The organism is uncultured Algibacter sp., from assembly GCF_905480415.1.
In the GTDB taxonomy this organism is placed as follows: Bacteria; Bacteroidota; Bacteroidia; order Flavobacteriales; family Flavobacteriaceae; genus Algibacter_B.
The window spans coordinates 1-21,569 of sequence record NZ_CAJQQI010000016.1 but is presented as its reverse complement, the minus strand read 5'-3'; the positions used below and the strand labels follow the sequence as shown (position 1 = coordinate 21,569).

Below are 21,569 nucleotides of genomic sequence, written 5' to 3'. Positions count from 1 at the left end.
ATAGTTCATGCTGGTGTTGATGATTTAACATCACAACCTTCTGGAGCTGCCGGAGCTCGTGTAAGTTGTGCTGGTATTATCCAGTAATTTTTAAACTTACAATACATTTCATATACTTTGAAAAAGCCTTATCCTGTAGTCTATATTTTTATTACCACTAAGATCAATATCTTGAAATAGAATCATTGAAATTTTAGGTAATCACTCTATGTTTTATTTACGCTTTTTTTTTACCAATGCAGGCTCAAAACAGCTTAAGAATTCGTTCGGATGAAAAGTGTATTTCAAATTTAAAAGCACGAAAAAAATCAAATCGAATTGGACGACTAAGTTTAATAGATTATGATAAAGATGACGCTATTACAAATATCTGAAATAGCCCTTCCGAGCTGAGAGTTTTTAAAGATGATTTTCTCTAACTAAAATATAAAGATTTATGGAAAATAAGCATACAAATGTTATACTTTGATAAAACCCTCTAAGTCTTATAAAAAATGAGGAAACCAGCCACTTCAGATAAAAATAAATAAGATAAATTAATATTTAATGAAACATCTTATCCTATTAATATTCCTAATAACACAAACATCTATGACCCTATTTAATTTTGATTCTAAAAGTGATATTTCTAACTGGCGTATTGTTGATGATGTCGTTATGGGTGGACGTTCTAATGGTGATTTTAAAATTAACGATTCTGGAAATGGAATATTCCTTGGAGATGTGTCATTAGAAAACAATGGTGGCTTCTCCATGGTGCAATATGGTTTTGATACCAAAAAAGTGAGTAACTATACAAAAGTCTGCATTAAACTGAAAGGTGATGGTAAAACCTATCAATTCAGAATAAAAGAGAACAATTCAGACTATTACTCTTATGTAACGTCATTTGAAACCTCTAAAGATTGGGAAACCATAGAAATTAAATTTAACAGCATGTATCCTGCATTTCGTGGCAGAAAACTAGATGCCGCTAATTACTCTGGCGAACAAATGGAAATGATTGCTTTTTTAATTGGAAACAAGAAAGCCGAAGCTTTTAATCTCGAAATTGATAGTATTATTTTAAAGTAGTTTCATAAATTTTTTAGAGCGCACTTATAATATCATACTTGGTAATAATTTGGTATTTACCCTCTTCTAATTTAACCAATACGGCATTATTTTCTTTATTAAATAACTTTGATATGGTTTCAATAGGCGTATTTTTATCAACTATTGGGAATGGTTTATGCATGACCTCTTTAATTGGCAAATCTGAAATGTCTTTGTTTTCAATATACTTTCTTAATAAATCTGCTTCGTCAATAGCACCAACAAATCCGCTTGAATCTTCAACTGGTATTTGAGATATTTTGTGGGCTTTCATACGCTCAATGGCATGAGATACTAATTCTTCTGTTTTTACAGTAACTAATGGCTTATTCGTATTATTAGTAACTAAATCTGCTGCTGATGTGATTTCATCTTCAATAAATCCACGCTCGCGCATCCAATCATCATTGAACATTTTTCCGACATAACGACTTCCATGGTCATGAAAAAGCACCACCACTACATCATCTTTTTTAAAATGTTCTTTTAATTGAAGTATACCTTTTAATGCAGCTCCTGCAGAATTCCCAAGAAACATACCTTCTACTTTTGCTAATTTTTGTGTGTAAATAGCAGCATCTTTATCGGTTACTTTTGTAAAACCATCAATAATACTAAAGTCTACATTTTTTGGCAGAATATCTTCTCCTATCCCTTCAGTTATGTACGGATAAATTTCGTTTTCATCAAATTCACCAGTTTCATGATATTTTTTAAATACTGAACCATAAGTATCTATACCCCATATTTTAACGTTTGGGTTTTGCTCTTTTAAGTATTTACCAACACCAGAAATTGTACCGCCAGTACCAACGCCCACAACAAAATGGGTTATTTTACCATCTGTTTGTTTCCAAATTTCTGGTCCGGTACTTTCATAATGTGCCAGAGCATTACTTGGATTATCATACTGATTTACGTACCAAGAGTTTGGTGTTTCCTCAGCAAGTCTTTTTGAAGTTGAATAATAAGATTTTGGATCTTCAGGTTCTACATTTGTTGGACAAACAATAACTTTACTACCTACAGCGCGCAAAATATCCATTTTTTCTTTGCTTTGCTTATCGCTAATAACACAAATCATTTTATAACCTTTCACAATAGCTGCTAAGGCTAAACCCATACCCGTATTCCCAGAGGTTCCTTCAATTATAGTTCCACCTGGTTTTAAACTGCCATTAGCCTCTGCATCTTCTATCATTTTAACAGCCATTCTATCTTTTGTAGAATTACCTGGATTGAAAGTCTCGTATTTAGCCAATACTAGACATGGCAAATCTTTTGTTAACTTATTAAGTTTTACCATAGGTGTGTTACCAATGGTTTCTAGTATATTTTCAGCGTAGTCCATAGTCTTTTTTGTGATGCCTCAAAAATACTAAAAAGCTACTTGGTATATGTTAAAAGTTAGTTATTATATGCGTTAGGGATTGAGCGGTTCGACTGCGCTCACCGCAAGCCAATTTTTTGAGCTCGCCGACGCAGTAGGAAGTGAGTAGTGAAATATTTATATTCATGAGTTCAATAAAATAAAAACCAACGAATAAAGCAGGAACTTTGTGGGAACGCCCAAGAAAATAATTAATCGAAACGAATGGCTTTTATTGGAGATATTTTTGTAATGATATACGAAGGTACAAGTAGCATGAGTAAACACAAAATTAATGTACCCGTATTTAAGGCTAAAACATACCCGAAACTAATGTAAACGGGTGCTTCTGATACGTAATACACCGTTGGGTCCAACGGAAAAAGCTTGAAATATTTTTGCGCAAATAACAGCCCTAAACCCAAAATATTACCCCAAAACAAACCCAATAGAATTAGATATGAAGCATTGTATAAAAAGAGTTTACGGATGCTCCAATTACTGCTGCCTAGGGTTTTTAAAACGCCAATCATTCTGGTACGTTCTAGTATTAAAACGAGTAATGCTGTTATCATGTTAATACCTGCTACGAGTATCATGACGCCAATGATACCGTAAATGTTTTTATCGAAAATTTTAATCCAATCGAATATAGAATAATATTTATCTGTTATGGACTGTGAATCTAATAATGAGGGAATATTTTGATGAATTTCTTCTGCTTTTTCATCTAAGTCATCATAATCATTAATAAAAACCTCAAAACTACCTACTTGATCTTTTTCCCATCTGTTAATACGTTGCAAGTGGCGAATATCGCCTATGAGATATTGTGCGTCAAAATCTTGAAATCCTGAATTGTAAATTCCAACAACATTATAAGTAATGATGTTGGGAAGCTTTTCCGGATCATCTTTAGTAAATACCATTTGAAAGTTATCGCCCACTTTAAAGTTTAATCGGTTTGCGAGATATTTTGAAACTAAAACATCTTCATTTCGTTTTTTTGAGAAATCTGGCAGCTTACCCTCTATTAGAAATTCTTTAAAATAGTTCCAGTTATAATCAGCGCCTACACCTTTTAAATAGACGCCTTCAAAATCTGTCTCGGTGCGTATAATCCCGAATTTGGAAGCTACGCCTTGTACATGACTAATACCTTCTACTGACTTAAAGTCTGGATAGAAATCTTGATTTTTAGAAATTGGAAATACACTTTCTTGCGAGTTATTATTATCGTATTTTGTAATGGCTACATGCCCATTAAACGCCACCACTTTGTCGCGTATTTTTTGTTGCAAACCAATACCCGTTGCAATAGCGATCATCATAACAACAATACCAATAGCAATTGCAGCGATACCAATTTTTATTATTGGTGCCGATATACTACTTTTATACGCTTTACTACCAATAATGCGTTTAGCTATAAAAAACTCGTAATTCAAAATTTACTATGCGGTTTAATATTTTCAAAAATACAGTTTTATTATTTGTTTTAGTAATGATTTCTTGCGCTTCTAAAGGAAAAAGTAGCACAAATGAAAAAGGCGAGATTCTTGATCATACTTCCGCTAACATCAGCACAAGTGTTCAAAATGACAGTACCATAGTTGTTGGTGCAAATCAAACGGATGTCTATTTGCCTTTATTGATAGGGAAACGTATTGGGATTGTGGCAAATCAGTCAAGTGTTGTTTTTATTGATGAAAAACTGAAGACGAAAAACAGAAGTTACACCCATCTCGTAGATTCATTAGTATCATTAAAAATAGATGTGAATAACGTTTTTGCTCCTGAGCATGGTTTTCGGGGCAAAGCTGATGCAGGTGAGCGCATAAAAGATGGCGTTGATACAAAAACTGGGGTCCCAATTATATCACTTTATAGTGCAAATAAAAAACCTAAACTTCAGCAATTAAAAGAAACTGAAAAATACGAAAGTGATATTTCAAAAGGTGTTTCTAAGATAGATATTATGCTTTTTGATTTGCAGGATGTTGGAGTTCGTTTTTATACATATATATCAACTTTACATTATGTTATGGAAGCTTGCGCTGAAGCAAATATCCCATTAATTATTCTTGATAGACCAAACCCAAATGGACATTATATTGATGGTCCCATTTTAGAAATGGAACACAAAAGTTTTGTAGGCATGCACCCTATTCCTGTGGCGCACGGAATGACTATTGGTGAATATGCACAAATGATTAATGGAGAAAAATGGTTAGCAAACGGCATACAATGTGATTTAAAAGTGATTCCTATTAAAAATTATAATCATAATTTGAGTTATAGTCTACCCATAAAACCGAGTCCTAATTTACCCAATGATAAAGCCATTAACTTATACCCTAGCTTATGCTTTTTTGAAGGCACTAATGTAAGTGCTGGAAGAGGAACAGAAATGCAATTTCAGATTTTTGGAAGTCCTTTTTTGAATAAAGATAGTTTTGGCTTTAAATTTAAACCACAACCTAACGAAGGCTCAAAATATCCGAAGCATCAAAATAAAATATGTTTCGGCAAAGATTTAACAAAAGTTGATACCATCAATGCTTTAAACCTAAAATGGCTTATTGAATCATACAACACTACTAAAAACAAATCAGAATTCTTTAACGCATTTTTCACAAAACTAGCAGGCTCCAAAATCCTGCAACAACAAATTGAAGCTGGGTTATCTGAAGAAGCAATTAAAGTAACTTGGAAAGATGGATTAGAACGCTTCAAAGAAACTCGTAAAACATATTTAATATATCCTTAAAATATTTTTTAGCTATTTTAAGTTTACTTTTACAATCTATTTCGATATTTGAATTATGAACCCATCATCTGCTGGTTGGATTAATAAGTTGCTTAAGGAGATAAGTGAAAACGATCCTTATTTAAAGCACGAAAAAGCATCATTTTATGATGCTTTAAGATCTTGTGGGTTTATTTATGGAAGTAACCTAGGTATTGTTGCCCAGATTATCCAAAAAAAAGACCTTACAGAAAGCGAACTTTGCAAAACCAATTTATGCTTAGCATTATATTACACGCATGCTAACTCAAATTGTGATATCTCTTTTATAGAAAGTGTAATTCGTTTTTACACAGAAATTGACCAGATTAAAACCTCTTTTTTTCAAGATTTATTAGGCGGAAAAAAATCGAGTGAACAACTAGAAAAAATAATACATAAGCGTATCCAGATAGATGCCAATGTACTTACCAAAAACTTTAATTATTTCATTATTAATGCCCTATTATTTGTAGATGTTTTAGCTTATCAGACCTACCTAGAGAACCTAAAAATATCGACAAAATATTTAAAGAATATGGAAGCATCAATTGCTTCAATTACTTTAGATGTTTTAAACTCTAAGGAAACCAAAAACCAGTACGATGAGAGTTTAATTAAGTTATTTGAATCTTCTTTACGTTATCAAGAAAACTCACGTATAACATACAAAAAGGCTATTAAAAATGTAAATACAGAACTTGAAAAATACTATATTTTAGATTTAGCTTGTATGGCTACTTGGAGCGACCAGATGATTGATGTTAAAGAACAACATTTTTTAGAAAAGCTTGGTCAAGATTTAGAACTAAACATGTCTAAAACACACCAATCTATAGCGACTGTCAATCATTTTTACACAGTTAATAAAGACAATATTGCACTTTTAAGTTCTAAAAACATTGTCCAAAGTTTTTACAACAACTCTAGCAAAATGGTAAATAAACTTATTACTAGAAATAGCAAACGTTTATACCGTGAGTTGAAAGACAGCAAAGAACTCATGGTGTTACTCTCACAATCTACCGTTAGAGATTTGAATAAAGACGAACAAAAAAAAGTACAAGAACAACTTATTGACATCTTTAAATCCATACCAAGTTTGGCTATATTTTTACTTCCTGGCGGCGCTTTACTCTTGCCACTTGTGGTGAAATTTATTCCGAAATTATTACCATCTGCTTTTGATGAAAATAGAATTGAAGAATAAAATTCTAATTTCTGTTTTTTTTCTAGTAGTTTTACAAATACACTAACTAAAAAAATTACATGGCATCTTACACTATTCAGGACATTAACAACCTATTAAAAGGTAAATTAATTGGTAATACAACACAACACATTGAAGGACCAGAAGAACTAAAAAATGCTGAGAACCATCACATATCATTTATTGGTAGTACAAAGTATTTAAAGTTTTGGGAAGACTCTAAAGCTTGTGCTGTGGTGGTTAATGACAATTTAACTTTAGAACCTGGTGATAATCGAGCTATAATAAAAGTTAAGAATGCTGATTTAGCCATGGCCAAAATATTAGAATTGTTTAATCCGCCAGCTCCAGAGTTTGAAACCGATATACATCCATCAGCAGTGATACATGAAACAGCTACTATTGGTAACGGTTGTAAAATAGGCGCAAATTGCTACGTTGGTAAAGATGTTGAATTAGGAAACGGAGTGATTTTATACCCTAATGTGTGTGTGTTTGATGAAACTAGTATCGGTGATAATACCGTTGTTTGGTCAGGAACCGTTATTAGAGAACGCTGTATTATCGGTAGTCATTGTATTTTCCATACCAATGTGAGTATAGGTGCTGATGGTTTTGGCTATCGCCCAAGTGATGATGGTGGTGGTTTAGTGAAAATACCTCAAATTGGTAATGTTATTATTGGACATCATGTCGAAATAGGTGCAAACTCTTGTGTAGATCGTGCTAAATTTAGCAGCACCATTATTGGTGATGGCTGTAAAATTGACAACTTAGTTCAAATCGCCCATAACAGTATTATGGGGCGCTCTTGTATTATGGCAGGACATAGCGGTCTTGCTGGTTCTGTTACTTTGGGAGATGGTGTAATTATTGGCGGAAGCGCGTCTATTAAAGATCATACCACCATACATTCTGGCGCTACTGTAGGTGCCGGATCTGGTGTTGTAGGCGATATTGCTGCTGGAAAAACCGTATTGGGCTACCCAGCACAAGATGCGAGAGATATGCTAAAACAATGGGTGGTGATGCGAAGATTGGCTAAGAAATAGGTGTTTAATTTTGTAAAAAATTGAGATGAGCTTCGTTGAACAACCGATAAAATTTACCTGTGATAAACTTGTTTAAGTATTGAAATAGAACTTTATCTTTACAATGGTATTCATTTCTTTTTTAAGTGTTTTAAAACGCAGTAGTAATTGTGTTTATCGATTTAAATTGTATCATTATAAAACATCAAATCGTTTATGATTCATAAATTATCTCAAAAAAATTCACTTACAAAAAAACATACACAGAATTACAGACAATATTTTGCTTTAAATAGAAATACAGCAGGTTTTAATATCCAGAAAAAAGAACTTATTTACACTTTAGTTTCGGATAAATCTGATGGTGCTTTTATTTGGGATATTGACGATAATAAATATATAGATTTAACGATGGGTTTTGGCTCTCTTCTTTTTGGTCATAATTATTTACCTATTCGTACAGCAATTGAAAACCAATTAACCAAGAGTTGGTCTGTTGGCCCAATGTCACCATTAGCAGGAATACTAGCAGAAAAAATTACAGTAGCAACAAATACAGAAAGAGTTGCCTTTTTTAATTCTGGTACAGAAGCAATTATGGTTTCTTTAAGAATTGCAAAAGCAGTTACAAAAAAGAAAAATGTTGTTTTTTTCAAAGGAGCCTATCATGGTACATTTGATCCGTTACTTACTCTAAAAAGAGATCATCAAACAAATATTGCCAAAGAATCTATTCCTGGAATTACACAATCTACCTTAAATGAATCCTATGTTTTCGATTATGGCTCAGAAGCATCTTTAGATTTTATTAAAAAAAATACAGATAACATTGCAGCTGTTCTTGTTGAGCCAGTTCAGAGCAGAAACCCAAGTTTTCAACCCATTGCCTTTTTAAAAGAAATACGAAGTATTACAGAACAAAATGATATTGCACTTATTTTTGATGAAGTAATCACAGGTTTCAGAATTGATATTGGTGGATGCCAAAAAAAATTTAACATCCAAGCTGATATTGTCACTTATGGAAAAATAATTGGTGGTGGATTACCTATTGGTATTGTTGCTGGTAAATCAAAATTTTTAGATGCTATAGATGGTGGCTTTTGGCAATATGGAGATCAATCCATTCCAGAAGCGAAATCAACTTTTGTTGCAGGTACATTTTGTCATCATCCTTTAGCGATGGTTACTGCTTTAAAAACATTAGAAATACTCGAAACTTCTAACGGTGAATTACTAGAAGACATAAATAATAGAACAGAAAATTTTTGCAATAAAATGAATGCATTTTTCAAAGAAAACTTTCCGAAGTTATCAATTGTTCATTTCGGATCTTTATTCCGATTTGTAACACCTGGCAAGTATAAAGAACTTTATAATCAACTTCTTTTAAATGGAGTTTATATTTGGGAAGGACGAAACTGTTTTTTATCAGCAGCACATACCACAGAAGTAGTTGCGTTATTGGAAGATAAAATAAAATTAAGCTGTAAACAGTTAGTAGAAAACGGAATTATAAAAACTCAAGTATAAGCCATTATGAAAAAAGAGATTTTATTTACTGATGGAAAATACTCCATTCAAAGACATCAAGGGATTCCTGAGGAAGCTTTACATTTTTTAGATAGTATTGCTTGGGGAAATGAAGGCGCTATCTATGAACACAAAAACACAGAAGACCATATTAAATTGATAAAAAAACCAGTGCTTCTTGCTATTTATGAAGGTGAAAAAATAAGAGCAACTGCTGTTTTCTGTATGACAACTGTAACTACTAATAGTGAACAATTTAATTGTAATTATATCAGATATTTTGCTTCAGCAAAAGAAATACGTGGGAAAGGAGTTATGAAAAAATTCTCCATTAAAGTGATGGAATTAATTCGTGAAAAAGAAAAAGAAAAAACTATTTATTTTGCTTGTATAGAAAGAGCTAACAAAAGCTCTTATAAAGTTGTAGAAAGTGCTGGTTATAATCCTTTAGGAACGGTAAAAACTTTAGGTTTTAGTCGTTTCTTTCCGAAGAAAAATATAAAAATCACACAAATAACTTCAAAAGAAGAAAAAGAAGAAGTTTTAAACTTGCTTGATAAAACATATTATAACTATGTTTTGACCCAATTCGATTCTTTATTTATTAAAAATAATTATTTTGTTATTCGAGAAAACGGACAAATCATAGCCGGATGTCAATATCACCGTGCACACTGGGTGATTAATAATATGAAAGGTTTTACAGGGAAAATAGTCATGAACGTAGTTCCTTTAATACCTGTTCTTAATAAATTATTTAACCCAAAACGGTTCGAATTTTTAGCATTTGAAGGCCTCTATTTTAAACCTGGTTATGAACAACAATTATATAATTTATTTGAAGGATTACTGGCTAAAGAAAAATTAAAATCTTCTATGTTTTGGTTGGGAAATACCTGCCCAATTCGTGAAAAAATTTTAACAAAAGGTAAATTAGGTATGATTCATTCTTTTATAAAAGATTCTGATGTTGAAATAATGGCAGCTTATAAAAACATAGGTGAAACTAAAATTGAGAATTTAAAATCGAAACCAATATTTGCGTCAGCATTTGATTATATTTAATAGTAGCTTTATGAAACAATATGAAGATTTCGCTAATTTACTAATCAATCCTGATGGTTCTGCTCCTATTTATAATTGCCTCCTTAATATAAATAACACAAAAAAGAATATCAATTATAAAATTGCTCTTGGACAAATAGATGCTTCTGATCAAAAAATAGCTAGTAATTATCGTTTTAGAACAGGAAGTATTTCCAAAACTTTTACGGCAACTATTATTTTACAGTTGATGGAGGAAGGGTTCCTAAAATTAGAAGATACTTTTCTAGATTGTTTAAAAAATAATGAAACCAAAAGAATCTTATCAGACATATTATTTTTTGATGGAATTAATTACTCTAGCCATATAACAATCAAAAACTTATTACAGCACAAAAGTGGACTTAGAGATTACTTTGCTGATGATGAAAGATTCTTTGAAAACATTAAAAAATATCCAAATCAAGATTGGAATTGGAAAAATATTTTAGAAAAATATTTTTACTATGATTTAAATAAAAAAGGAGTATCTAAGCCAAGCGAAAGCTTTTATTATTCTGATACAAATTATTTATTATTAGCTATTCTAGTTGAAGAGTTAACAAACAAAGCATATTATGAAGTGCTGGAAGAAAGACTATTAAATCCACTCTCACTTAATGATACTTATTTAGAATTTTATCAAAATAAAAAAGATACTACTCCAATTGTATTTCCATATCATGGAACTTATTCATTAAAAAATGTAAATACATCATTTGATTGGGGAGGTGGTGGCTTAATCTCATCGACAAACGACTTAACTGTTTTTATAAGAGCACTTTTAACCGGTCAATTATTTAATGACCCTAAAACGCTCCAGCAAATGATTAATTTTGAAGATGACTTAATTATTTCACCTCCTAAAAAAGGAAGAATAGCCTATGGGATGGGACTTCAACAAAAGAAAATAGGAACGCATACTTTTATTGGACACAATAGTGCGTATGGCGGAATGGTGTTTTACAGTTTGGAAACTGATTCTAGTTTTATTCTTAATATAAATCAAGTTTTAGCAATTCATAAGGCTGAATGGCTTCTAAAAAAAACGGTTGAAGCTTTTTTTCTTAATTAAACACTTAAATTATTATAAGGAAAATGCTAACACTACATTTAAAAAATTACTTTATTAATCAGAAAGTAAACGCTTTTTTAAACGCAACTTTTCTTAGATTAAACGTTCAAGTAAACTCTCCAAAAAACTTACTCCAACCACCCTTTAAAATCCTTTACACGCTCACGAGCCACAACAACTTCTTGTTCGTTATAAGAATTCAATTTTATTTGCAAACGTGAATTAGTATAGCTTACCATATCTTTTATAGCATTAACATTCACAAAGAACTTACGGTTGATTCGAAAAAAGGTTTGAGGTTCTAATTCATCTTCTAAATGCTCTAATGTGGTATCTAAAAGATAGTTTCTGCCTTCAGTAGTATGTAAATACGTACCCTTGTTCTCGCTGTAAAAACATTCTATCTCGTCAATATTTATGAGTTTTAGGTGTTGCCCTACTTTTACTGAAAATCGTTTTTTATACTCGCGGTCTATTGGGTTAACGAGTAATTTTTTAATATCATTAAAATCTAAAGTAACCGCTTGTTTTTGCGGTGTGCGCTCTTTGTATTTTTTAACTGCAGTTGCTAAATCGTCATCATCAATAGGTTTTAGCAAATAATCAATACTATTTAATTTGAAGGCTTGAAGCGCATATTCATCATAAGCTGTAGTGAATATAATAGCTGACTTAATATCAATAGTTTCGAAAATCTCGAACGATAAACCGTCGCTTAATTGAATGTCTAGAAATATTAAATCTGGATGCTCGTTATTCTGAAACCAATCAATAGATTCCTCAACGGAATGGAGCATAACCTCAGCTTTTAATGCTAAACTTTGAAGCATCCTTTGCAAACGTCTTGCTGATGGTTTTTCGTCTTCTATGATAATTACATGCATTTTATATTTTTTATTTTAAGTGAATTGATTTTATGATAGGAGTTCTATAATTTAAAATATAAACCAACGAATAAAGCCCGACCCTTGCGTTAACCTGCCGGCAGGCAGGCACCCAAATTATTTTACTTCCATTGTTGTTTATCCTTATCCATATAATCTTTAATTTTTCTTTCTTCCCAGTTTTTACTAAAAACAAGGTTTTTACCAAATACTGCAAGTGCATGAAACCCTAGACCTAAACCCCAAAAAATTGGAGTTGAAAAGGTACCGAAATTCCATATATCTTTAGTATTAGAGGCTATTGTACTAACGATAAATATATTTACTACTACATACCAGAAGGCATGCCAATAAAAGCCTTTGAGTTCTTTTACTCTTTTTTTTGCACGTATGTAAGCGGCTTCTTTTCGGTGATTTTTGTTGTCGTAAGACTCTAATTTAAACTCTTCCATGATTGCTATATTTTAGTCCCAGTTATTTTTTTCTTTACGCATCAATTCTTCTATTTTGCGTTCTTCCCATTTATTTCCAACCACCCCTCTATGTAAAAAAACTATGAATGCATGTATTGCCAAACCAATACCCCAGCCTATAACTGAAAACCAAAACCATTTATAATCCCAGTAGGTTTTATAATTAATAAAAATTGTGAATGGCGTGAATAAACAATAGGCGAATAGATGTTGGTAAAAACCTTTTATCTCTGCAATACGTTTTCGTGCTCTTAAATATTTTTGATCAGTTTCAAAATCTGATAACCTTTCCATGATTGTATCTTTTAGTTCCAGTTATTTTTTTCTTTACGCATAAATTCTTCCATTTTGCGTTTTTCCCAGTCTCTACCAAAAGCACCATTGTTTACAAACACCCTAAAGGCTTGAATTGCTATTCCAATACCCCAACCGAACATTGGGAACCAAAACCATTGGAAACCCCAAGACGTTTTGTAATTGATGAATATTAAAAATGGAATAACGAGGCAGTACGATATTAAACTGTAATAAAATCCTTTAAGTTCGTCTACATGATTTAGTGCACGCACATAACTATCGTCTAATCGTGATGGTGTTTGTTCTGTTCTCATGACTGATATTTTTTTAGTAAGCATAGGTATTGCGACTGCAAAACGGTTTGCTTCTTTGTTGATGATTACTTTTTTGTTTGTTAGTAAATCGTAGCGCTGTTTAATATTGCTTAAACCCACACCAGTACTCTTTTTAAGTATTTGTTTGGGTTGCAAATTGTTTTCTACTATTAAGCTCCCCTGGGCTTCATATATCCTAATATGCAAGGGCTTGCTTGAGGTTACCATATTATGCTTTACGGCATTTTCTAGAAGTAATTGTAATGATAATGGCACCACTTTACTATCTGGATTTGATGCTTTTTCGGGCATGGTAAAAACGATACTGTCTTCAAAACGCATTTTGAGTAAAGACATGTAAGTTTTTGCGAATTGCAGCTCTTCATCTACCGTTACTAATTCTTTACTTTTTTGCTCTAAAACATAACGATACACTTTAGATAATGATGTTGTAAACTTTTGTGCATTGTCAGGGTTTTCTTCAATTAAACTAGTTAGTACATTTAAACTATTGAATAGAAAATGCGGGTCTAACTGATTTTTTAAAGCATCAAACTTAGCGCTTGCAGTTCCTGCAATAACTTTTTGTTCTTTAATTCGGTTTTGCTGATACTTATTATAAAAATAGATAACATGAAAAATAATAACAATAGTTAGGGTTACCCACAATCCGAATTGATAATATTTAAACTGTTCGTTCAATAGAAATTCATTAAACGTAATATGTCTATCAATCATAGCCGTTGAAGCTCGAAGAATAAAAAGCCCTATTAAGGTAATAATAGTAGAACCAAAAACACCAATAATAACGCGTTTAACGGTATCATCCTTTTTCCAATTGCGGCGTTCCATATAATCGAAAAAATACATATTGGAATAGCCTAACACAAAAGAATACAGTTGATAAAAAGTGAAATCAATTAAAAACTGATTAATATTTTTAAAATTTAACCCACCCGATAATAGGTTGCCAATTACAAAAATGATACATCCTATAATAAAGGTAATAATGATATTTTTAGTCGATTTTGTCATGATTCATTCTCTAATATTTTTATTTCCCACAAGATTCTAAAATCTGTTCAGCACGGTCATTTCCCCAATTTGGGTGAAATGGTGTTTCTGGTTTAAAGTTAGCAAAAAGTTCTATGGCACGCTCTATATCTTTACAAAATGGTGCGGTATCTTGTCCGAAATATTTAGCACCTCCCATATCCCACTCTGCTTTGCAGTACAATACTCTTGGGTTACCTGGTGCTACTATTTTTGCTTTTGTATAAAGTTCCACAACTTTACCGGACAACGTCATGCCATACGTAGCACCATCAAAAGCTACCCAAGCTGTATGCAATAAGGCTTGTAATACCATTATTTCTGGGTTTTCTTTTGAAATGGCTGTAGCATCATTAATTAAATCCTGTGCTCTTTTAAGTTTTGCTGATAGTTTATCTTCGTTTCTCTCACCAAAACTATTGATGACATTAATTTGTGCTGCATAATACGCTGGCAACCAATTATCTGGTTCTGCTTTAGCGATGCGCTCAAACAAGTTAGACGCTTCAGTTGGTTGGTTGCTACCCCAAAGTTCAAAGGCTTTTTGCATTCCTTTTTCATAATTAGTTTGCCCAATTAAAATTCCTGAAATTAATAGTGTTGTGATAATGATTAGCTGTTTCATATTTTTAAATATTAAAGTTGAATATGTTGTGTTATAGATTTATTATTGATTTGAAATTTTGCGTCTTGCCATTTTGGTGGTCCCATAAAACCTTTTGCATTATTTGAGCACCCATAATCTTCTTTTGGAATACCAAAAAGAGCGGTGTCCATTTTATTATTATCATTCTCATCATGAAACATAGAAATAGCATAAATACCATTTGGCACATCCCTAAAAGTTATAGAACAACTGTTATTTTCTATTTTAGTAAGAGTAGATTCAAATCCTTTTTTTAAAAAGCTTTCTTCTGAGTTGTAAAGTGCTATATACGCTTTCCCTTGGTTATTATCAAAGTTTGTAATTACTACGGTAATATCACTTGCACTATCTTCTTGAGCAGTAATACTAGAGACTGCGCAAAGTGAAAGGCAAATAATAGTCATAAGATTATTCATGATGGATTGTTTTTTATTATGAAGCAAATATCTAATAGAATTAGTTGTTTTGAAAAAAGGACTTACCGAACTGTTATTTTTTGTTGATGAAATGTTAAACCTCATAGGGTTCTTGATAACACTGCCTATCCAATACTATGTTAGTGGCGCTAATTTCAATAAGCTAATACAAGAAAGGGATAATTTAAAATTGAAGTATGAATAAATATTTGATAACTCTAGAATAGTGATACTGAAAAATAATGCGGCAAAGCAGTGGCATTAAATAAAAAGGCAATCTGAATATTTTCAGATTGCCTTTTACTCACATTGATATAAAACCTTTTACTACCTCATTAACCTTCTTGAAATTTGAAGAAAATAGGCACAGCATATGCGACTTTTACAGGTTTACCACGCTGTCTACCAGGTTTCATTTTCGGTAATATACTAATAATTCGTTCTGCTTCTTTTTCTAAAATATTATCTGGACCTCTAGATCGAATTCCTATAATATGTCCAGTTTTATCAATTACAAATACAACCGATACACGGCCTTGAATACCTAAATCTAGAGCAGTTTGCGGATAATTAAAGTTAGAAGCGACATGCTGTTGTACCTTTTTCTGGAAACAATCTTTTGTAGCTTTTTTAGATAACTTTTCACAACCAGGAAATACAGGTACATCCTCAATAACTGCGAACGCTACTTGCACGTCTTCATCTAATTCTTCAACTTCAACATCGCCCACATCAACAATAGCTTCAATAGCATCGTCTTGTCCTATTTCTGTGCTTTCAATAACAGTTTCCTCGATTTCTTCAGCATCTTCTACAATTTCAACTGCTTCACTCATCACTATTGGCGGCGGTGGCGGTGGCGGTGTATTCACATTAACTATTGGAATCTCTTCTTCAAATTCGCTATGCATTTCTAAAACATCAATAGCTACATCGTCCCTTTCGTATGTTCTATATTCTAAAGCTCTCCAAGAAAGAAGTAACATTAAATTCAAGCCAATAGCAAAATAAATGCCGCTGTTCCTTCCTATTTCTAGTTGCGGATTCTTTTTAGCTTCCATAGTACTTAGTATTTAACAGATGAACATCATCATGATATTAATGGTATAAAATTATTATATACTTAGTAAGACAACTATGACATTTATCATATCCTAAAATAAACTTAACATTCAGATAATATCATATTATTAAAAGAAATTTCAACTTAAAAAATTCCAATATTGAGTAGACTTGATTTTAAAAAAAATTATAGCTTAGCTAAACTAGCCTAACAATTGATGAAATTCATTAAAACGGAACTTTGTATTTGCATTAAACGAACTAGCCTCCCTATAAATTATCCAACTGACTACTCTTTTTATCTTCACTTATCGTCCAAAAGAATCCCACAAAAAAGAATTGATCTGCTGCTGGTTGTAAAGCGCGTCTATTAAAATCACCATTTATGTCTGGCGTATTAGCGTATTGGAAACCGTTAATATTTTTAAAACCTAACACATTATTTACAGACGCGTAAAGTATTTTTTGTGGACTAATTAAATATGCCCAGTTTAAACTCAAGCTATTAAATGCTTTTGTTTTTTCATTTAAAAACCCTGCTTCATTAGGATTGGTAAACGTTCTACCTGAGGCATGAGTATAACTAAAGCCAACTTGACTGCGCCATTTGTCTACCCAATATTTACCAACTAAAGATAAGTTATGAGTGTTTGCAAAATTGGGTTGTGCTTTTGTTAAATAGTTTTTGTAATCACGTTCGGTATCCAGAAATGAATAACTTAACCAATAATCAAAGTTCTTGATACTTTTACTGTCTCTCCAAAAGAAATCGATACCTCTTGCAAAACCACTTCCGTTGTTGTTATAATTACTATCAAAGTTTGTGAAATCAGTGTCATATTTTACCAAATTGTCATAGGTTTTATAATATGCCTCAGCTCTAAATAGTTTTCTATCCACATTGTATTGATAGTTAAAAATATAATGCGATGTGTTTTCTGCTTTTAACTCTTGATTGAACTTTAAAATATTACTAGATGGGTTTTGGTAAAAGTTACCATACGCCAATGATACCTGACTTTTACTAGTAGTTTTATACGCCAAAGACAATCTTGGAGCCAACGTAAATTCTTTAAACAAGGCGCTATACTCGGCACGAAAACCTGTTTTAAAAGCTAATTCTTTCGATAGAAATATATCTGCTTCAGCATAAGCCGCCGCAATATTATTATTATAACCATAATTAACCTTATCAATAGCTTCATCATTGTAAGTTTCTTCAAAATCTGTTGCAAAATACTCTGCACCAAAATAGATTTTCAGTCTGTTGCTAATTCTATTTTTAAGTTTAACCTTGGCATGTAATGAGTTTTCAGTATCATTAATAGTAGTTTCAATAATATTTAAATTGTTTTCGCTGTGTGTATAACTAATACCTCCAAAAAGTGTCCAAGTATCGTTTAAAACACCTTGATATGATCCATTTAGATAAACGTTATTATTCGTTAATTTGAAATAAGCACGTTCTGGTTCGTTTATATCTTCTTGAGTAAGTTCAAAGTTTGTGGCATCAAAAGCTCCATAAAGTTTAAATAGCCCCAAATTGGTCTTCTTTCTATAAACAGCTTCACCAGATGCAGTTTCAAAAGGCTTTATCCAATCATTCCTGTTTTTAAATATAGCGTTATAAGGCGCTAAGTTGATGTATGATGCATTAACACTTAATGAACTTTTATCCCATTTTTGTGTATTACCAAGCGTAGCACCAAGACTCATGATACCAATATCGGTTTTTTCTTGGTCGGGTTCATCAATGGTGTTTAAAAGCAATACACTTGATAAGGCTTGACCAAACTCGGCAGAGTATCCACCTGTTGAAAAGGTAATACCATCAAACAAAAATGGTGAATATCGTCCTCTTGTAGGTGTATTATTAGTTGTCGGCGAATAGGGTGTAAACACACGAATACCATCAATAAAAATTTGAGTTTCATTGGCATCACCACCGCGTACAAATAATCTACCATCTTCGGCAACGGTTGTTGTTCCTGGCAAAGTTTGCAAGGCACCAACAAAATCACCCAAAGCACTAGCGGTAGTTACCACATCAAGCGGCTTTAATACATTTACCTTACTATTATCTCCTGCCGAAAATGTTCCTGCGGATAATACAACTGCATCTAAAGCGCTAACATCTTCGCGAAGTTTAACTATAATATCTTTCATATGTGTTACATCGCTAACCATCCTAAAGGTTTCATAAGACAAAAAAGAAACCACTAAAGTTTGTATTCCATTATCTGAAGTTTCAAATAAAAATGATCCATCGGCACCTGAAGTACTTCCATCATAGGTTCCTTCTAAATAAACATTTGCACCAGCAATAGGCTCATTTTTTGTGTTAAACACTTTTCCTATTATAGTCGTTTGAGCGGATAATTGAAAACTAATTAATGCTATTATAATGATTGCTAATTTTTGCATGATTGATTATTTTTTAACTGTTCGTTTTTTGGTGATCTAACTTTTTAACCTGTGATGACGAGACAAATTTGCGAAAGAAGCATGATTACGAAAATTCTTAATTACCGAACTGTAAAATTTGTATGATGAATTGAATTCTTGAGTATTAAAATCACAAAAAGTAATTTTAATAGCAGAGATAAATCAAATTTAAAACTTTAAAATAAATGTGATTTATTTTAAAAACCCCCACAATTTCTAAATATTTATGAAGAGTTTTAAGCCAAAGTTTTAATAATATGTTTTTTTTATATATTAGCTAAAATACAACAGATTCAGAGGGTGAATTATAAGCTAAAAACGAATCATAGTTTTTGTCTATGACACACATTTAAATAATTGAAAACCAACATTAAACATGAATTATCTAAATCAAATTTTTAATTATTTATGAACTACATCTTTTTGTATGAAATTATAAATATTAAAACTAAAATTCATCATAATTCATAACGTTTTTAACCAATACCTACTATTCAAATTAGACTGTTTAAAATTTTATTTCCATTTACATGTAACGTTTTAAAAAATTAAGCTACTTACATAATAACTAAACCACACCATTGACTAAAGAACTAGAACATAGTTTTGTTGAATTGTTAGAAAAGCATCAAAATATTGTGCACAAAGTCTGCCGTTTGTACACTAATAATTATGATGCTCATAATGATTTATTTCAAGAAATAACCATTCAACTCTGGAAGGCATATCCTAAATTCCGTGGTGATGCAAAATTCAGCACATGGATGTATCGTGTAGGTTTAAATACAGCAATAACCTTATACAGAAAATCTAAACGCTCCATAAAGACTCAAGATTTTCAGGGGGTTGAATTTAAAATAAAAGCAGAATATTATGATGATACAGAAGAGGAACAATTAAAAGTTCTCTACAAAGCTGTACATCAATTAAACGATATTGAAAAAGCACTTGTCTTTTTATATTTAGAAGACAAAGACTATAGAGAAATTAGTGAAACTTTGGGGATAACTCAGGTGAATGCCCGTGTGAAGATGAATAGAATAAAAACGAAACTTAGAACCATTTTAAATCCGTAAGCTCATGGATGGATTAGATTTATTAAAAAAAGACTGGGATAAAGAGTCTTCAAAAAAGAAACTTTCGGTTAAAGATATTTACCCGATGCTACATAAAAAATCGTCTTCCATTGTCAAGATCTTATTTTACATTAGTCTCGCCGAACTTGTCTTCTGGATTTTAGTCAATTCTTTACCCTATTTTACATCAGACAGTTACAATGAAAGGCTAGACCTAGTATTCCAAAACGATTACATATTAACAGGTCTAACCATTACTAGCTATGCCATTATTCTTCTATTCGTATATCTACTCTATAAATCATACAAATCCATTTCCATAACAGATAGTGCTAAAAATTTAATGGAAAGTATTTTAAAAACACGTAAAATCATTAAATACTACGTGCTTTACAACCTCATTGCAGCCGGACTTTCACTTATTATTGGCTTTTATTATGCGCTACATAACACCCCAAATACTGCGATAGATTTTTCAAACATTAGTGACAAAAAAATGGCCCTGATTATATTCGTAATTACACTAATTACTGCAATTTTTGTGCTTGTTATTTGGTTATTCTATAAGCTTATTTATGGGCTTTTACTCAAACGTTTAAACCGAAACTATAATGAATTAAAAAAGTTAGAAGTGGATTAATTATTTGGGCGCCTGCCTACCGGCAGGCAGGTAAAGCAAGGGTCTGGCTTTAGGTTACAAGTCCTCACATCGCCGATACATCCCGTCACTGTTGGCTTTCCACTGCAATCCCTAATGCAAAAGTTTACAACTATAAAGAAACTAAAATCTTAAACACCAAAAACATCTACCTCAACAACATCTCCAGCCTGTATATCGTTTATATGAATACCCCCTACTCTAACACGAACTAATCGTAACGTTGGAAAACCAACAGAAGAAGTCATTTTTCTAACCTGCCTAAACTTGCCTTCATTTAATGTAATAGATACCCACGATGTTGGCCCATGTCTATCATCTCGAATCTTTATTGCACGATTAGGCAAATCAGGAATTTCTTCTAATTTAAAAGCTTTGCACGGCTTCGTTTTATATTTTCCACCATCAAAACCTATTTCAACACCTGTTTTTAATTGTTGTAAAGCTTCTATAGAAATATCACCATCAACCTGAGCATAATATTCTTTTTCTACTTTTCGGCTGTTTATGTGAGCACTCGTTTTACCATCTGTAGTTAACAACAATACCCCTTCAGACTTCTCGTCTAAACGACCAATAGCCATAGTCCCTCGAGGAAAATCATGCAGGCTTCCTAAAAAATTTTTAGATTGTTGCTTCGAGTCGTTACTTGCAAATTGACTCAAACACCCAAAAGGCTTGAAGATTATAAAATGCTTATGTTCCGTTTTAGATGCTTCCATTCAAAATATTATGAACGAGTTCTCTAGTTGGTGTTTGTCCATTTATCTTTGCTCTTACAGTATCAAACGTTACTTTAAAATCACAGCCAGATTTATAATCACTACAACCATAAGCCGTTTTTCCTTTTATAACCGTTCCTTTTTTGCATTTCGGACATGTTAATTCATTCGGTTTCGCTTTCTCCAAAGTTGTTTTAGGCTCCAATTTAAGCTTAAAACTATCATCAAATCGAAGCAAACCTTCAGCTGTGCCAGAAGTCGTTTTAAAACCCTTCAGATTCACTGTAGAACCTTTTTGAAGCAGTCTTATAAATTGTTTTTCTGAGATTTTTTTATCAC

The 21,569-nt window shown here is 32.1% G+C and carries 20 protein-coding genes and 2 pseudogenes; 10 read left to right on the top strand and 12 right to left on the bottom strand.

Annotated features, from left to right (window positions below; translation table 11 throughout):
• Together QZ260_RS01675 and QZ260_RS01670 are read left to right on the top strand one after the other, a co-directional pair.
• Positions 1-87 (top strand): annotated as a pseudogene (locus tag QZ260_RS01675) (superoxide dismutase family protein); the annotation flags it as partial.
• 459 nt (positions 88-546) lie between these two features.
• Positions 547-1,074, top strand: coding sequence for a CIA30 family protein (locus QZ260_RS01670; protein WP_295982040.1), 528 nt, complete (start codon positions 547-549; stop codon positions 1,072-1,074).
• A 13-nt stretch (positions 1,075-1,087) separates the two neighbouring features.
• Here the strand turns inward: QZ260_RS01670 and QZ260_RS01665 are convergent, their stop codons facing one another.
• Together QZ260_RS01665 and QZ260_RS01660 are read right to left on the bottom strand one after the other, a co-directional pair.
• The gene (locus tag QZ260_RS01665) at positions 1,088-2,446 is read right to left on the bottom strand and encodes a pyridoxal-phosphate dependent enzyme (protein ID WP_295982038.1); all 1,359 of its coding nucleotides are present in this window, start codon (positions 2,444-2,446) and stop codon (positions 1,088-1,090) included.
• Between the two features lie 230 nt (positions 2,447-2,676).
• Positions 2,677-3,912 (bottom strand): FtsX-like permease family protein, encoded by a 1,236-nt coding sequence (locus tag QZ260_RS01660; protein WP_295982036.1) that lies wholly within the window; start codon positions 3,910-3,912, stop codon positions 2,677-2,679.
• 8 nt (positions 3,913-3,920) lie between these two features.
• On the opposite strand from QZ260_RS01660, the gene QZ260_RS01655 reads away from it, so the two are divergent.
• From QZ260_RS01655 to QZ260_RS01630, 6 genes are all read left to right on the top strand, one after another.
• Positions 3,921-5,234, top strand: a complete 1,314-nt coding sequence (locus tag QZ260_RS01655; RefSeq protein WP_295982032.1) for a DUF1343 domain-containing protein — start codon at positions 3,921-3,923, stop codon at positions 5,232-5,234.
• 55 nt (positions 5,235-5,289) lie between these two features.
• The gene (locus QZ260_RS01650) at positions 5,290-6,462 is read left to right on the top strand and encodes an LETM1-related biofilm-associated protein (protein ID WP_295982029.1); all 1,173 of its coding nucleotides are present in this window, start codon (positions 5,290-5,292) and stop codon (positions 6,460-6,462) included.
• Between the two features lie 59 nt (positions 6,463-6,521).
• Positions 6,522-7,514, top strand: coding sequence for a UDP-3-O-(3-hydroxymyristoyl)glucosamine N-acyltransferase (gene lpxD / locus QZ260_RS01645; protein ID WP_295982026.1), 993 nt, complete (start codon positions 6,522-6,524; stop codon positions 7,512-7,514).
• A 195-nt stretch (positions 7,515-7,709) separates the two neighbouring features.
• A complete protein-coding gene (locus tag QZ260_RS01640) occupies positions 7,710-9,026 on the top strand; it encodes an aminotransferase class III-fold pyridoxal phosphate-dependent enzyme (RefSeq protein WP_295982025.1) in 1,317 nt (438 codons plus the stop codon).
• Between the two features lie 6 nt (positions 9,027-9,032).
• Positions 9,033-10,091 (top strand): GNAT family N-acetyltransferase, encoded by a 1,059-nt coding sequence (locus QZ260_RS01635; RefSeq protein WP_295982024.1) that lies wholly within the window; start codon positions 9,033-9,035, stop codon positions 10,089-10,091.
• Positions 10,092-10,101: 10 nt separating this feature from the next.
• Positions 10,102-11,184: a serine hydrolase domain-containing protein gene (locus QZ260_RS01630; RefSeq protein ID WP_295982023.1), complete on the top strand. Its 1,083-nt coding sequence runs from the start codon at positions 10,102-10,104 to the stop codon at positions 11,182-11,184.
• A 128-nt stretch (positions 11,185-11,312) separates the two neighbouring features.
• Here the strand turns inward: QZ260_RS01630 and QZ260_RS01625 are convergent, their stop codons facing one another.
• From QZ260_RS01625 to QZ260_RS01590, 8 genes are all read right to left on the bottom strand, one after another.
• Positions 11,313-12,068: a LytTR family DNA-binding domain-containing protein gene (locus QZ260_RS01625; RefSeq protein WP_295982022.1), complete on the bottom strand. Its 756-nt coding sequence runs from the start codon at positions 12,066-12,068 to the stop codon at positions 11,313-11,315.
• A gap of 122 nt (positions 12,069-12,190) precedes the next feature.
• The gene (locus QZ260_RS01620; protein WP_295982020.1) at positions 12,191-12,520 is read right to left on the bottom strand and encodes a 2TM domain-containing protein; all 330 of its coding nucleotides are present in this window, start codon (positions 12,518-12,520) and stop codon (positions 12,191-12,193) included.
• A gap of 12 nt (positions 12,521-12,532) precedes the next feature.
• Entirely contained in the window at positions 12,533-12,835 is a 303-nt protein-coding gene (locus tag QZ260_RS01615; RefSeq protein WP_295982019.1) for a 2TM domain-containing protein, read from the bottom strand.
• A gap of 11 nt (positions 12,836-12,846) precedes the next feature.
• A complete protein-coding gene (locus tag QZ260_RS01610; protein WP_295982015.1) occupies positions 12,847-14,187 on the bottom strand; it encodes a histidine kinase in 1,341 nt (446 codons plus the stop codon).
• Positions 14,188-14,206: 19 nt separating this feature from the next.
• Positions 14,207-14,830, bottom strand: a complete 624-nt coding sequence (locus QZ260_RS01605) for a hypothetical protein (protein WP_295982013.1) — start codon at positions 14,828-14,830, stop codon at positions 14,207-14,209.
• A gap of 11 nt (positions 14,831-14,841) precedes the next feature.
• Positions 14,842-15,267: a DUF2141 domain-containing protein gene (locus QZ260_RS01600; protein WP_295982010.1), complete on the bottom strand. Its 426-nt coding sequence runs from the start codon at positions 15,265-15,267 to the stop codon at positions 14,842-14,844.
• A 335-nt stretch (positions 15,268-15,602) separates the two neighbouring features.
• Positions 15,603-16,328: an energy transducer TonB gene (locus QZ260_RS01595; protein ID WP_295982008.1), complete on the bottom strand. Its 726-nt coding sequence runs from the start codon at positions 16,326-16,328 to the stop codon at positions 15,603-15,605.
• Between the two features lie 271 nt (positions 16,329-16,599).
• On the bottom strand, positions 16,600-18,753 hold the full coding sequence (locus QZ260_RS01590) for a TonB-dependent receptor (protein ID WP_295982006.1): 2,154 nt from the start codon (positions 18,751-18,753) through the stop codon (positions 16,600-16,602).
• 602 nt (positions 18,754-19,355) lie between these two features.
• Between QZ260_RS01590 and QZ260_RS01585 the strand changes: the two genes are divergently transcribed.
• Together QZ260_RS01585 and QZ260_RS01580 are read left to right on the top strand one after the other, a co-directional pair.
• The gene (locus QZ260_RS01585; protein ID WP_295982005.1) at positions 19,356-19,850 is read left to right on the top strand and encodes a sigma-70 family RNA polymerase sigma factor; all 495 of its coding nucleotides are present in this window, start codon (positions 19,356-19,358) and stop codon (positions 19,848-19,850) included.
• A 4-nt stretch (positions 19,851-19,854) separates the two neighbouring features.
• Positions 19,855-20,490, top strand: coding sequence for a hypothetical protein (locus QZ260_RS01580; protein WP_295982001.1), 636 nt, complete (start codon positions 19,855-19,857; stop codon positions 20,488-20,490).
• Positions 20,491-20,639: 149 nt separating this feature from the next.
• On the opposite strand, the gene QZ260_RS01575 is transcribed toward QZ260_RS01580, so the two are convergent.
• Positions 20,640-21,230, bottom strand: coding sequence for a pseudouridine synthase (locus tag QZ260_RS01575; protein WP_295981999.1), 591 nt, complete (start codon positions 21,228-21,230; stop codon positions 20,640-20,642).
• Positions 21,217-21,569: pseudogene (locus QZ260_RS01570) on the bottom strand (DNA topoisomerase III); the annotation flags it as partial. The pseudogene QZ260_RS01570 and the gene QZ260_RS01575, both read right to left, overlap by 14 nt.

Coding starts and splice junctions, on each gene's coding strand:
- QZ260_RS01670 (WP_295982040.1), top strand. CDS start 547: ATGAAACATCTTATCCTATTAATATTCCTAATAACACAAACATCTATG.
- QZ260_RS01665 (WP_295982038.1), bottom strand. CDS start 2,446: ATGGACTACGCTGAAAATATACTAGAAACCATTGGTAACACACCTATG.
- QZ260_RS01655 (WP_295982032.1), top strand. CDS start 3,921: ATGCGGTTTAATATTTTCAAAAATACAGTTTTATTATTTGTTTTAGTA.
- QZ260_RS01650 (WP_295982029.1), top strand. CDS start 5,290: ATGAACCCATCATCTGCTGGTTGGATTAATAAGTTGCTTAAGGAGATA.
- lpxD (WP_295982026.1), top strand. CDS start 6,522: ATGGCATCTTACACTATTCAGGACATTAACAACCTATTAAAAGGTAAA.
- QZ260_RS01640 (WP_295982025.1), top strand. CDS start 7,710: ATGATTCATAAATTATCTCAAAAAAATTCACTTACAAAAAAACATACA.
- QZ260_RS01635 (WP_295982024.1), top strand. CDS start 9,033: ATGAAAAAAGAGATTTTATTTACTGATGGAAAATACTCCATTCAAAGA.
- QZ260_RS01630 (WP_295982023.1), top strand. CDS start 10,102: ATGAAACAATATGAAGATTTCGCTAATTTACTAATCAATCCTGATGGT.
- QZ260_RS01625 (WP_295982022.1), bottom strand. CDS start 12,068: ATGCATGTAATTATCATAGAAGACGAAAAACCATCAGCAAGACGTTTG.
- QZ260_RS01620 (WP_295982020.1), bottom strand. CDS start 12,520: ATGGAAGAGTTTAAATTAGAGTCTTACGACAACAAAAATCACCGAAAA.
- QZ260_RS01615 (WP_295982019.1), bottom strand. CDS start 12,835: ATGGAAAGGTTATCAGATTTTGAAACTGATCAAAAATATTTAAGAGCA.
- QZ260_RS01610 (WP_295982015.1), bottom strand. CDS start 14,187: ATGACAAAATCGACTAAAAATATCATTATTACCTTTATTATAGGATGT.
- QZ260_RS01605 (WP_295982013.1), bottom strand. CDS start 14,830: ATGAAACAGCTAATCATTATCACAACACTATTAATTTCAGGAATTTTA.
- QZ260_RS01600 (WP_295982010.1), bottom strand. CDS start 15,267: ATGAATAATCTTATGACTATTATTTGCCTTTCACTTTGCGCAGTCTCT.
- QZ260_RS01595 (WP_295982008.1), bottom strand. CDS start 16,328: ATGGAAGCTAAAAAGAATCCGCAACTAGAAATAGGAAGGAACAGCGGC.
- QZ260_RS01590 (WP_295982006.1), bottom strand. CDS start 18,753: ATGCAAAAATTAGCAATCATTATAATAGCATTAATTAGTTTTCAATTA.
- QZ260_RS01580 (WP_295982001.1), top strand. CDS start 19,855: ATGGATGGATTAGATTTATTAAAAAAAGACTGGGATAAAGAGTCTTCA.
- QZ260_RS01575 (WP_295981999.1), bottom strand. CDS start 21,230: ATGGAAGCATCTAAAACGGAACATAAGCATTTTATAATCTTCAAGCCT.